Annotated in this window: 13 protein-coding genes; 8 read left to right on the top strand and 5 right to left on the bottom strand. The window is 69.6% G+C overall.

Annotated elements, in window-relative coordinates; translation table 11 throughout:
* Nucleotide 1: 1 nt before the first annotated feature.
* Complete coding sequence (locus NP80_RS08830; protein ID WP_006403419.1) at nt 2-1,090, bottom strand: calcium:cation antiporter; 1,089 nt, start codon at nt 1,088-1,090, stop codon at nt 2-4.
* A 177-nt stretch (nt 1,091-1,267) separates the two neighbouring features.
* Here NP80_RS08830 and NP80_RS31400 point away from each other — a divergent pair, with 177 nt between their 5' ends.
* The 6 genes from NP80_RS31400 (at nt 1,268) to NP80_RS08805 (ending at nt 7,326) form a co-directional block, all read left to right on the top strand.
* Nucleotides 1,268-1,441, top strand: coding sequence for a hypothetical protein (locus tag NP80_RS31400; protein WP_006411451.1), 174 nt, complete (start codon nt 1,268-1,270; stop codon nt 1,439-1,441).
* A gap of 160 nt (nt 1,442-1,601) precedes the next feature.
* Entirely contained in the window at nt 1,602-3,158 is a 1,557-nt protein-coding gene (gene paaH, locus NP80_RS08825; protein WP_045593378.1) for a 3-hydroxyacyl-CoA dehydrogenase PaaH, read from the top strand.
* Between the two features lie 49 nt (nt 3,159-3,207).
* Nucleotides 3,208-4,530 (top strand): phenylacetate--CoA ligase PaaK, encoded by a 1,323-nt coding sequence (gene paaK / locus NP80_RS08820; protein WP_006409384.1) that lies wholly within the window; start codon nt 3,208-3,210, stop codon nt 4,528-4,530.
* A gap of 50 nt (nt 4,531-4,580) precedes the next feature.
* Nucleotides 4,581-5,381, top strand: a complete 801-nt coding sequence (locus NP80_RS08815; RefSeq protein ID WP_035946170.1) for an enoyl-CoA hydratase-related protein — start codon at nt 4,581-4,583, stop codon at nt 5,379-5,381.
* 151 nt (nt 5,382-5,532) lie between these two features.
* Entirely contained in the window at nt 5,533-6,204 is a 672-nt protein-coding gene (locus tag NP80_RS08810; RefSeq protein ID WP_006396931.1) for a MarC family protein, read from the top strand.
* Nucleotides 6,205-6,345: 141 nt separating this feature from the next.
* Entirely contained in the window at nt 6,346-7,326 is a 981-nt protein-coding gene (locus NP80_RS08805) for an aldo/keto reductase (protein ID WP_012216916.1), read from the top strand.
* 35 nt (nt 7,327-7,361) lie between these two features.
* On the opposite strand, the gene NP80_RS08800 is transcribed toward NP80_RS08805, so the two are convergent.
* The 4 genes from NP80_RS08800 to NP80_RS08785 all read right to left on the bottom strand — a co-directional run bounded on the left by NP80_RS08800 (nt 7,362) and on the right by NP80_RS08785 (nt 10,768).
* Complete coding sequence (locus NP80_RS08800; protein WP_006409389.1) at nt 7,362-8,228, bottom strand: CPBP family glutamic-type intramembrane protease; 867 nt, start codon at nt 8,226-8,228, stop codon at nt 7,362-7,364.
* Between the two features lie 108 nt (nt 8,229-8,336).
* Nucleotides 8,337-8,993, bottom strand: coding sequence for a VC0807 family protein (locus NP80_RS08795; protein WP_006409383.1), 657 nt, complete (start codon nt 8,991-8,993; stop codon nt 8,337-8,339).
* A 187-nt stretch (nt 8,994-9,180) separates the two neighbouring features.
* On the bottom strand, nt 9,181-10,242 hold the full coding sequence (locus NP80_RS08790; protein WP_006409386.1) for a 2,3-butanediol dehydrogenase: 1,062 nt from the start codon (nt 10,240-10,242) through the stop codon (nt 9,181-9,183).
* Between the two features lie 286 nt (nt 10,243-10,528).
* Entirely contained in the window at nt 10,529-10,768 is a 240-nt protein-coding gene (locus NP80_RS08785; RefSeq protein ID WP_053298478.1) for a hypothetical protein, read from the bottom strand.
* A 118-nt stretch (nt 10,769-10,886) separates the two neighbouring features.
* Between NP80_RS08785 and NP80_RS08780 the strand changes: the two genes are divergently transcribed.
* Nucleotides 10,887-12,101 (top strand): MFS transporter, encoded by a 1,215-nt coding sequence (locus NP80_RS08780; protein ID WP_045593375.1) that lies wholly within the window; start codon nt 10,887-10,889, stop codon nt 12,099-12,101.
* Between the two features lie 40 nt (nt 12,102-12,141).
* Complete coding sequence (locus NP80_RS08775) at nt 12,142-12,561, top strand: DUF3331 domain-containing protein (RefSeq protein ID WP_006408790.1); 420 nt, start codon at nt 12,142-12,144, stop codon at nt 12,559-12,561.
* Nucleotides 12,562-12,611: the final 50 nt, after the last annotated feature.

The raw sequence follows: 12,611 nt of genomic DNA, 5'->3' as shown, positions 1-12,611 counted from the left end.
GTCAATGCGTGACCGACAGAAACAGATACGCGGCGAACAGCGACAGATGCACGACGCCGTGCAGCACGGTCGTGCGACCCTGGCTCAGCGTCAGCGTGCTGACGAGCAGCGTCAGCGCCAGCAGCACGGTTTCCATCGGACCGATGCCGAGCGTCAGCGGCTGGCCGACCCAGATGAACACGGCCGCGACCGTCGGGATCGTGAGCCCGATACTCGCGAGCGCGGAGCCGAGCGCGAGATTCATGCTGGTCTGCAGCCGGTTCGCGCGTGCGGCCGTCACGGCCGCGAGCCCTTCCGGCAGCAACACGAGCGCGGCGATCACGATCCCGACCGCCGCTTCCGGCGCGCCGAGCTTCATCACGGCATGCTCGACGGCCGGCGACAGCAGCTTCGCGAGCAGTACGACCGCGACGAGGCTCGCGAACAGCAGCGCGAGGCTGATCAGTGCGGTGCGGCCGCTCGGCGGCGCCGCATGCACGGCCTCGTTCGCGCTGTCGTGATCGGCGAGAAAGTAGTCGCGATGGCGCACCGTCTGCACGAACACGAAGACGCCGTACAGCACGAGCGACGACACGCCGGCGAACGCGAGCTGCGACTTCGACAGCATCGGGCCGGGCGCCGCGCTCAGATAGTTCGGCATCACGAGCGACAACACGGACAGCGACGCGAGCACCGCGAGCGCCTTGCTCGCGCCGCGCCCCTGAAAGTCCTGTTCGCCGTGCTTCCAGGCGCCGACGAGCAGACACAGCCCGACGATGCCGTTGCAGATGATCATCACGGCGGCGAACACGGTGTCGCGCGCGAGGCCCGATTTCTCGGGGCCGGCGCCCAGCATCACGGACACGATCAGCGCGACTTCGATGACCGTCACGGCGACCGCGAGCACGAGCGTGCCGAACGGCTCGCCGACGCGATGCGCGACCACTTCGGCATGGTGAACGGCGGCGAACACGGCGCCCGCGAGCGCGGCGGCGAAAAGCGCGATGACGAGGCCTTCGGCCGGCACGACGCGCGATAGCGCGAGCACCAGCCAGGCGGCAAGCGGGGCCCAGAGGGTCCAGCGTGGGAGCTGGTTGGACGAGATCGGCATGGAGGGTTTCCTTATTCGAGTGGCGACGCGCGATGCGTCGCCACGGGTTGACGAAGCCCGGCCGGACAATCCGCCGAACGAGGACGATGCAGCTGAAGGATGGCGGCGCGGCAGCGTCGCCGAGGTGTGCGGCCGCGAGGCCGCGACGGGTGCGGGCGGGCCGGAGCCCGTCGCTGGATGAAACGGTTCGATGCGGCCGGCGGCTCGGCGGCGGCGCCGTTCCGGCCCCGCATGATCGACGCCGGGCGCCGATGTCGGCTCGACACGCGGTTTTCCCCCGAAAGCCGGCGATTCGTCGAATCTTATCAGGCGTTCCGGGACCGTTATCTCGTTTTCGAACGCTTACATTGACCTTTCTGTTCGAAAAAAGTGCCCGGCCATGTCGATTTTGTGTCGTCGCAGCTTCCGTCATGCTGCGTTGCCCGACAAATTCGGGCTCGCCCTGACATAAATCTACCGACCGGTCGGTTTATAATCGCTCGCACTTCCACTTGATGACGGATCGCAAGCGATGGCTGTTTCTTCTGCACATTCGACGAACCCCGGCGCGTTGCCGCTGTCGGCCGTCGTCGGCGTGATCGGCGCCGGCGCGATGGGCGCGGGTATCGCGCAGGTCGCGGCCGCGGCCGGCCACACGGTCTTGCTGTACGACCTGAACGAAGCCGCTTGCGACAAGGCGCTGGCCGGCATTCGTGCGCAGTTCGCGCGGCTCGCGGAGAAAGGGCGGCTCGAGCCGGCCGAGGCCGAAGCCGCCGGCGGCCGCATCTGCGCCGTGCGCGCGCTCGCCGATTTCGCGCCCGCGGCGCTGATCGTCGAGGCGGCTGCGGAGCGGCTCGACGTGAAGCGCGAGATTTTCGCGACGCTGGAACGTCATGTCGACGATGCGTGTCTGCTCGCGACCAACACGTCGTCGATCTCGATCACGTCGATTGCGGCCGGGCTGCGCGCGCCGCAGCGCGTCGCCGGCCTGCATTTCTTCAACCCGGCGCCGCTGATGGCGCTCGTCGAGGTCGTCAGCGGGCTCGCGACCGCGCCCGAGGTCGCGCAGGCGCTTTACGCGACCGCGGCCGCGTGGGGCAAGAAGCCCGTGATGGCGAAGTCGACGCCCGGCTTCATCGTCAATCGCGTCGCGCGGCCGTACTACGCGGAGGCGCTGCGCGTGCTGAACGAACAGGGCGGCACGCCCGCGTCGATCGACGCGGTGCTGCGCGACGCCGGCGGCTTCCGGATGGGGCCGTTCGAACTGATGGACCTGATCGGCCACGACGTGAACTTCGCGGTGACCGAATCGGTGTTCCGCGCGTACTTCAACGATCCGCGCTACACACCGTCGCTGATCCAGCAGGAGCTCGTGAACGCGGGCTTTCTCGGCCGCAAGTCGGGGCGCGGCTTCTATTCCTATGCGGACGGCGCTGCGCCGCCCGTCGCCGAGGTCGAACCGCCGCGCGACGCGCCGGTCGACGTCGTGCTGTTCGCCGTCGACGGCCCGGCCGCCGCGCTGCATGCGCGCCTGGCCGAGCGCATCGCGGGCGCGCGCGTGCAGGATGCGCATCCGCACGAGCTGATCGCGACGGCGGGCCGCGCGTCGATCGCGCTGACGGACGGCCGCACCGCGACCGAGCGCGCCGCGCAAACCGGTATGGCCGATCTCGTGCTCGTCGATCTCGCGCGCGATTACACGCAGGCCGGCGTCGTCGCGCTCGCGCGTGCGCTGCAATGCAGCGACGCCGCGTACGCGGACGCGGTCGGCCTGTTCCAGCAGGCCGGTTTCCGCGTGATCGGCCTCGGCGACGTGCCGGGAATGATCGCGATGCGCACGGTCGCGATGCTCGCGAACGAGGCGGCCGACGCCGTGAACCAGGGCGTTTGCTCGCCCGCCGATCTCGATCTCGCGATGGAGAAGGGCGTCAACTACCCGTGCGGCCCGCTCGCGTGGGCCGACGCGATCGGCGTCGGCCGCGTGTACCGCGTGCTGTCGAACCTCGCCGCGAGCTACGGCGAGGACCGCTATCGCGTCTCGCCGCGCATCGCCGCGCGGCACGCGGCCGGCCGGTCGTTGCGCGCGTAGCCGCGATCCCGATCACGACAACGACATATTCCCTTGGAGGAGCACCCCGATGACTTACCCGACGCACCCCGCCGCCGCGCTCGAGCCGATCGAGACCGCCAGCCGCGACGAACTGCAGGCGCTGCAGCTCGAGCGCCTCAAATGGTCGCTTCGCCATGCGTATGACAACGTCGCGCACTATCGCCGCACGTTCGACGCGGCGGGCGTGCGTCCGGACGATCTGAAAACGCTTGCCGATCTCGCGAAGTTTCCGTTCTCGACGAAGCACGATCTGCGCGACAACTATCCGTTCGGGCTGTTCGCGGTGCCGCGCGAGCAGGTCGTGCGCGTGCACGCGTCGAGCGGCACGACCGGCAAGCCGACCGTGGTCGGCTACACGGCGCGCGACATCGACACGTGGGCGAACGTCACCGCACGGTCGATCCGCGCGGCGGGCGGCCGGTCCGGCGACACGCTGCACAACGCGTTCGGCTATGGACTCTTCACCGGCGGGCTCGGGATTCACTACGGCGCGGAACGGCTCGGCTGCATGGTCGTGCCGATGTCGGGCGGCCAGACCGAGAAGCAGGTACAGCTGATCCGCGACTTCGAGCCGAAGATCATCCTCGTCACGCCGTCGTACATGCTGAACCTGATCGACGAGATGGTGCGGCAGGGAATGGACCCGGCGCAGTCGTCGCTGAAGATCGGCATCTTCGGCGCCGAGCCGTGGACGCAGGCGCTGCGCGAAGAAGTGGAGACGCGCGCGGGCATCGATGCGCTCGACATCTACGGGCTGTCCGAAGTGATGGGCCCGGGCGTCGCGTGCGAATGCGTGGAGACGAAGGACGGCCCGGTGATCTGGGAAGACCACTTCTATCCGGAGATCGTCGATCCGGTGACGGGCGAGGTGCTGCCGGACGGCAGCGAGGGCGAACTCGTGTTCACGTCGCTGACGAAGGAGGCGATGCCGGTGATCCGCTATCGCACGCGCGATCTCACCGCGCTGCTGCCGCCGACCGCGCGCGCGATGCGCCGCCTCGCGAAGATCACCGGCCGCTCCGACGACATGCTGATCGTGCGCGGCGTGAACGTGTTCCCGAGCCAGATCGAGGAACTCGTGGTCGCGCAGCCGAAGCTGTCCGGCCAATTCCAGATCACGCTGTCGCGCGACGGGCACATGGACCGGCTCGACCTCGCGGTCGAGCTGCGCTCCGAAGCGACCGCGAGCACGACCGACGGCGAACGAGCCGAGATCGCACGCGCGCTGCAGCATCGCATCAAGACGATGATCGGTGTGTCGGCCGGCGTGACCGTGCTGGCCGCGGGCGGCATTCCGGCGAGCGCGACCGGCAAGGCGCGACGCGTGGTCGACCGGCGGATCGCCGCGTAATCGCGGCGCCGTGGCGGGCGCTGCTGTCTTTTAGCGAGGAAACCTGTTCGATGGATGGATTGAAGACTCTGGCCGTGACGGTCGATGCGCGCGGCATCGCGACCGTCGCATTGCAGCGCGGCGACGTGCTGAACGCATTCGACGAGACGATGATCGCCGAGCTGACCGACGCGTTTACCGTGCTCGGCGCGCGCGACGGTGTGCGTGCGATCGTGCTGCGCTCGGACGGCCGCGCGTTCTGCGCCGGCGCCGACCTGCAGTGGATGCAGCGTGCGAGCGCGAACGACGCTGCCGCGAACCTGCGCGACGCGGAGCGGTTCGCCGCGATGATGCGCGCGATCCGGCAGTGTCCGAAGCCGACCGTCGCGCGCGTGCAGGGCCACGCGTTCGGCGGCGGCGTCGGCCTCTGCGCGGCCTGCGACATCGTGATCGCGAGCGAGCACGCGCGGTTCGCGGTCAGCGAGGCGCGCTTCGGGATTCTGCCGGCCGTGATCGGTCCGTATCTGGTCGAGGCAGTGGGCCAGCGTCAGGCGCGCCGGCTCGCGTTGACGGCGACGCAGCTGAGCGCGCACGACGCGGTCGCGATCGGGCTGATCCATCAGGCCGTCCCGCTCGATGCACTCGACGACGCGCTCGACAAGACGCTCGCCGAACTCGGCCGCAACGGCCCGAACGCGCTGATGGAGATCAAGCGCTTCTTCGATGCGATCGGCGAGTATCCGCCGTCGGACGCCCGCGCGGCGTTCACCGCTCAGACGATCTCGCGCGTGCGCGCGACCGACGAAGCGAAGGAGGGTTTCGCCGCGTTCTTCGCGAAGCGTCCGCCTGCGTGGGAGCCCGCTGCGGAATAAGCGCAGGGCCGCGCCTCGCGCTCGCGCCGCACGCGCCCGCCTCGCGCGCAACATGCACGGTGCGCGATTTGCGCGCGGCGCCAGGCGCTTGCTCTACAATGCGTGACCCCCGGCACGCCGCCGGCCCAGCCCCGACCGTTTGTTCGCGCCGATGATCGTTCACCGCCTTATCTCCGAGATCCTGTTCGGTTTCACCGGCCTGATGGGGATCATCAATCCGATCGGCATCGCCTTCCTGTTTCTCGAACGCACCGAAACGCTGACCGAGCACGAGCGGCATCTGCTCGCGAAGAAGGTCGCGTTCAACGCGTTCATCGTGCTGATGGTCGCGTTCTTCGTCGGCACGCCGGTGCTGCATTTCTTCGGGATCTCGATGGAGGCGCTGCGCATCGGCGGCGGCTTCGCGGTCGCGGTGTCGGGCTGGCAGATGCTGAACGAACCGGACGTGCCGGGCGGCGGCGATACGCCCGTCAAGCCGATCGACGCGAACGCGATCATGACGCGCGCGTTTTTCCCGCTCACGGTGCCGCTGACCGTCGGCCCGGGCTCCATCGCGACCGCGATCGCGCTGAACGCGAACCGCACGCACAAGCTCTCCGAATTCATGCTGTCGAGCATCGTATCGGTTGCGGTGTCGGCACTGATCGGCGTCGTGATCTGGCTCACGTACAGCCGTGCCGCGCTGCTCGCGCGCTATCTCGGCACCGAAGGGACGAAGGTCGCGATGCGCGTGTCCGCGTTCCTGCTGCTGTGCGTCGGCGTGCAGATCATGCTGACCGGCTTCTCCGAATTCCTGCGGCCGATCGCCGACCAGATCCGCTGACGTCCGCCGCACCGATCCGCGCGCCTGCAGGCGCGCGCGGGCCGGTATAACATGCGACGTTTCGGCCGCTGCGCGTGCGTACGCTTCGTCGTGTTTCCGCGCGCATCGGCCGCAAGCTCAACCCGACTGGCGAGGCAGACGATGGAATACGTGAAATTCGGATCCACAGGACTGGAAGTGTCGAAGCTGGTGCTCGGCTGCATGACGTTCGGCGAACCGTCGCGCGGCACGCACCCGTGGACGCTCCCGGAAGCGGAAAGCCGCCCGATCATCCGCCGCGCGATCGAAGCCGGCATCAACTTCTTTGATACCGCGAACATGTACTCGGACGGCACGTCCGAAGAGATCGTCGGTCGCGCGCTGCGCGACTTCGCGAAACGCGACGAGGTCGTGATCGCGACGAAGGTGTTCTACCGGATGCGGCCGGGCCCGAACGGCGCGGGGCTGTCGCGCAAGGCGATCATGACCGACATCGACCAGAGCCTGAAGCGGCTCGGCACCGACTACGTCGACCTGTACCAGATCCACCGCTGGGACGACAGCACGCCGATCGAGGAGACGCTCGAGGCGCTGCACGACGTCGTGAAGGCGGGCAAGGCGCGCTATATCGGCGCGTCGTCGATGTACGCGTGGCAGTTCGCGAAGGCGCTCTACACCTCGCGGCAGCACGGCTGGACGCGCTTCGTCAGCATGCAGAATCACCTGAACCTGCTGTACCGCGAGGAGGAGCGCGAAATGCTGCCGCTCTGCGAAGCCGAAGGGATCGCGGTGATTCCGTGGAGCCCGCTCGCGCGCGGGCGCCTGACGCGCAACTGGGACGAATCGTCCGAGCGGCAGCAGAGCGATGCGGTCGGCCAGCGGCTGTACGATGCGACGGCCGATGCGGATCGCGCGATCGTCGATGCAGTTGCCGCGATCGCGGCCGCGCGCAACGTGCCGCGCGCGCAGGTCGCGCTCGCCTGGGTGGCGCAGAAGCGCGGCGTTACCGCGCCGATCGTCGGCATCTCGAAGCTGCCTCAGCTCGACGACGCGCTCGCCGCGCTCGACCTGAAGCTGACCGACGACGAGATCGCGACGCTCGAACGTCCGTACGTGCCGCACGCGGTCGCCGGGTTCAACTGACGGCGCCGTCACGCATCGCGCGGCGCCGCTTGCCGTCAGCGCGCGGCGGCGAGCATCGGATACGTGAACAGCGCGAAGTGCACGAGATTCAGCCCGATGTGCGCGAGCGCGGCGGCGAACAGCCCGCCGCGTCGCCAGGCGATGCCATAGCCGATGCCCGCGACGGTGCCGAGCACGATCCACGGCCAGCCGCCGGCCGCGTGCGCGGCGCCGAACGCCAGCGCGGCGATCGCGAGCGCCGCGGGCGCACCCCACGAGAACCGGCGCAGCACGCGTTCGAGCCCGCCTTGCAGATAGCCGCGAAACAGCGCCTCTTCGGCGAGCGTGACGAGCAGCACGTTGTTCGCGAGCCACAGCCAGCCGGACGACGACCATTTCGGCGCCCAGCCGACGAGGCCGAACGCGAGTGCGCCCGCGAGACAGGCGCCGGCCGTCGCGACGGCTGCGGCGGCACCGACGCGCACGGCGCGTGAGATCGGCACGGCGGGCGCGATCCGGGGCAGCACCCACATCAGCCAGAGTCCGACGAGCGGCTTGTCGAGGTTCAGGTACATCGTGAACGGCACCGCATCGGGCGTGAAGCGCACGGGGCCGATCACGCGGAGATTATGAAAACCCGGCAGCAGATGCAGGCTCAATGCGATCGCCAGCGCGACAAAGGCGACGTGCGCGACGATGCGCAGCGTCGGCGGACGGCCCGGCGCGACACTCCACGCAATCGCGGCCAGCAGGGCGAGCGGCAGCAGCGCGATCGGCGCGAGTTCGCCGAGCGCGAGCGCGCCCGCATAGCCGAGCACGGCCAGCACGAGGCTCGCGCGGCGCAGCGGACGATGCCACGCGAGCGCGGCGGACGCGAACAGCGCGAACCACGTCGCGACGAAGGGGAAAGAGAGGGCGGTCATGCGGCGCGGCGGATTCGTCAGACAAGATGGCGCGCATCATACCGCAGCGATACAGGCAGGCGGCCGTGCGCCGCTGCGAGGCCGCACCGGCCGGGAACCGGCCGCTCTTCAGGGGCCTGCGGTTTCCGTGAGCCCTTCGCGGGTCGGGATGTCGACGCTGTTGCGGGCGCGCATCCGCCGCCGGTACCAGAACGTCCAGGCGAGCAGCCCGCCGAACACCGCGTAGCCGATGATCGGCGACACGACCAGCACGCGCTCGACCGGCCACGTCGCGACCATCCAGCAGCGCAGCAGCATCTCGAGCGTCATCCCGACGCCCCAGACGAACGTCATCAGCCGAAGCATCTGCCGCAGCCCCGATTGTTCGGCCCAGACGGCCTCGAAGCGCGCCGCGCCGCCGGCCATCTCGCGTGCGACGGTCGCGCGGGCGAGATAGAAGATCAGCGGCCGTTCACGGAACAGCGAGAGCAGGAACACCACGCCGATCGCGCCGGACGCGAGCGACTCGCGCATCAAGAGCGTCCGCGCGCTGCCGCCGAGCGCCATCCCGACGATCGACAGCGCGATGCCGAACAGCACGACGAGCGACACGGCGTCGACGCGCCGCGACCGCACGAACTCGACGATCGACCAGACGACGGGCGGCACCGCCGAGGCATACAACGCGCCGGTTTCGCCGAAATACGGATGCGCGACGCGGTAGGCAACCCACGGCAGCAGCAGGTTCACGACGAATTCGAGGATCAGGCCGGCTCGCGGTTTCACGGGCGACTCTCGCGTGTGTGTGGACAGGACGCGCATGCGGAGGCCGGGCGGACCAAGGCGCCCGCCGGGCGGGCATGCGCGAAAGTTGTGCGGTCCAGTATATCGAAGAATCGCCTGATGCCGGGTGCGGCGGTGCACGGCAGGAAACAGCCGGCATCGCGCGGCCGCGCCGACCGCGCCGTGCCGGCTACGTCGCCGGCTGCACGATGATCTTCACGTTGCGGTCCTTGTGATGGACGAGTTCCTCGAAGCCGCGCGCGACGATGTCGCCGAGCGCGATGCGGCCGGTGATCAGCGGCTGCACGTCGATCCGGCCGTCGGCGATGAAGCGGATCACGTCCGCGAACTCGCCGTTGTAGGCCAGCGAGCCGATCACTTCCTTCTCGGTCGACACGATGTCGAAGAAGTTGAACGGCGCCGGCTCCTCGAAGATCCCGACCATCACCGACTTGCCGGCCTTGCGGATCACGTCGATCGCGAGCTTCGCCGTCGTCGTGTGGCCGATGCATTCGAACGACACGTCGGCGCCGTAGCCGCCCGTCAGCGCCTTCACCTCGGCGATCGCGTCCGAGGTCTTCGGATCGATGACGACGCTCGCGCCGACTTCGAGCGCCTTCGCCTTGCGCGCGTCGGACATCTCGAGCGCGATCACGCGGCCCGCGCCGGCTGCCTTCGCGCACATGATCGTGCACAGCCCGATCGTGCCCGCGCCGACTACGACGACGGTCTGCCCGACGATGCTGCCGGCCTTCTTCACCGCGTGCAGCCCGACCGCGAGCGGCTCGATCAGCGCGCCGGCCTCGGTCGGGAAGCCGTCGGGCAGCCGGTACAGCAGTTCGGCGGGCACGTTGACGTATTCGGCGAACGCGCCGTTGTTCATCAGTCCGGTGAACGCGAGGTTTTCGCAGATGTTGTAGAGCCCGTGTGTGCAGTACCAGCAGGTGCCGCAATGCTGGCAGGCGTCGGCAGTCACGCGGTCGCCGATCGCGAAGCCCGTCACGCCGTCGCCGAGCTCGGCGATCTCGCCGCTGAACTCGTGACCGAGGATGCACTGACCTTTCAGGCCCGTCAGCGGGTGCGGCGCGTCGACCGGAATGAATACGGGGCCGGCGACGTATTCGTGCAGGTCCGAGCCGCAGATCCCGCACCAGTGCACGCGGATCTTCACCCAGCCGGCCGGCGGCCGCTCGGGCACGGGAACCTCTTCGACGCGGATGTCGCGGCGGCCGCGCCACACGGCGGCCTTCATGCTGCGGGCGGAACTCGATGCGGGTGTACTCATGTTGTTGTCTCCGTGGGTTGTCTGTCGTCGTGCCGCGATGCGCGGCACCGTGGCGCGCTGTGCGATCGCGCGACGCACCGCATGCAGGAACGGGGCCAGCGTGCTGCGTGTGGCGTGCGAGCGCGGCGCGGGGCAGGCGATGGGCGGCGCACCATCGTGCGCAGCCGCGCCGGCCAAGGCGCCGTGCGAATGCGCCGACGCGCGGTGCTGCACGTGCGCATCGGGCGGCGGGTGAGACGCTGGGACGTTCGTCTCAGCCGATTGAGACGGTTTGCGAGACGGATGCGCGTCGACTGTGGTGTGTCGCGGCCGAGAACCGCGCGGTCGATTGCGCACCGGTCGTCGCGCGGCGCGCATACGCGTGGCCTGCATCGCAGCAATACGCGGTGATTGCACCGATTGCGTCGATCGGCTCGATTGCGGTGATTACGCCGATTACGCCGATTGGCTCGACCGCACCATTACGCCGATTGCCTCGATCGGCGAAACGCATCGTTGCGCGCTGCACCCCTTTACTTGAAGTGAACTTCAATTTGTATGATGGGCGCCGGTTCGCTCGTGCCCGCAACGGATACGCCGATGCGCGCGACCGCTTACAACGGAGATCGCAGATGACCGAATCGTCTGTCGCGGCGTCGGTCGCCGCCACGCCGTCGCGCGGCTATCGCGCGGCCGTCGTCAACGTCGTGCTCGCGAGCATCGTGTCGGCGCTGCACGTCGGCAAGGCGACGATCGCGCTGCCGTCGCTTCAGCAACAGTTCGGCGGCTCGCTCGCGTCGCTGAGCGCCATCATGTCGGTCTTTCCGTTCGTCGGCGTATTCGGCGGAATCGCGGCCGGGCTGCTCGTGCGGCGCTGGGGCGATCGGCGGCTGCTGGTGACGGGACTCGTCGCGCTCGGCGTCGCCAGCGTCGCCGGCGCAGTCGCGGACAGCTTCGCGGTGCTGCTCGCCACGCGCGTCGCCGAAGGCGTCGGCTTCGTGATCGTCGTCGTCGCGGCGCCGGCCGTGCTGAACCGCGTGACGCCGCCCGCGTCGCGCACGGTCGTGTTCGGCCTGTGGAGCACCTTCATGCCGGCCGGCATCGCACTCTCGATGGTCGTCGGGCCGCTGCTCGGCGGCTGGCGCAGCGGCTGGGTCGCCGCCGCGGTGCTGACGTTCGCCGCGGCCGCCGCGCTGCCGATGACGACGTCCGCCGACCCGCCGGACGACGCGCATGCGCACGCGCCGCGCCTCGGCGCCGCGCTGCGCGACGTGGTCGCATCGCGCGCGACGACGCTGCTCGCGCTTGCCTTCGCGACGTACAACGTGCAGTTCTTCGCGGCGATGACGTTCCTGCCCGTGTTCCTGATGCAGCGTCTCGGCGTATCGGTCGGTGCGGCGGGACTGATCGCGGCCGCGATCGTCGCATCGTGCGTGATCGGCAATCTCACGGCCGGCTGGCTTCTCGCGCGCGGCGCGCGTCCCGGCATCGTGATGGCCGCGACGTCGGTGGCGATCGGCGCGGCCGGCGCCGGACTGTTCGCGGCGGCAACGCCCGCGCCGGTCGCGGTCGCGCTCGGCTTCGCGTTTTCGGCGATCGCGGGTTTGCTGCCCGCGACGATCCTCGCGTGCGCACCGATGTCGGTGCCGTCGCCGTCTCTCGCGCCGCTCGGCATCGGATGGGTCGTGCAGGGCAACTATCTCGGCCAGGTGATCGGGCCGCTCGCGATCGGCACGATCGTCGGCGCGCTCGGCTGGTCGGGCGGGATCGCACTGATGATCGCCGCCGCCGTCGTCGGTGCGGCGCTCGGCCTGTCGTTGTTGCGCGAACCGGCCGCGCGGCGCTGAGCGTCGATCCGAGTCACTCTTTCAGGGAGTAGCATCAAGCATGTCGAACCGCATCGAACGACCGGTCCGCGCAGCGACGCCGGATGCCGCCGCCGCGCCGCCCGTTTCGCCGCCGCACGCGGACGTCGGCGAGCACGCGGGCGCGATCGCCTCTCCGTTGCGCGCGCAACTGTTCGTCGCGGTGCTCGAAGCGGCCGACGACAGCCTGCTCGTACGCTGGGTCGAGAGCGGCCGCTGTCATTACGGCGAGCAGCGCTGGCGGCTGCGAACCGCGGTGCAGCCGGGCCGCTGCGCGATCTCGGGGCGGCCGATCGCGCCGGGCGAGCCCGTGTTCCGGCCGGTGCGCCGCCCGGTGCCGGCGAACGGCGACGAGATGATCTGCCCGGCGTCGCTGCCGCGCGACACGCCACGCGTCGACGCGAGCGAGCCCATGGACGAGCCGGCCGACGCGTTCGGCTGAACGCAATGCCGCGCGTTGCGGCGCGGCCATCGCGTTGCTTCAGTCCTTTG

The organism is Burkholderia multivorans ATCC BAA-247, from assembly GCF_000959525.1.
Classification (GTDB): domain Bacteria; phylum Pseudomonadota; class Gammaproteobacteria; order Burkholderiales; family Burkholderiaceae; genus Burkholderia; species Burkholderia multivorans.
Note: the sequence above shows the minus strand (reverse complement) of the source record. Positions and strands in the feature narration are given on the sequence as shown.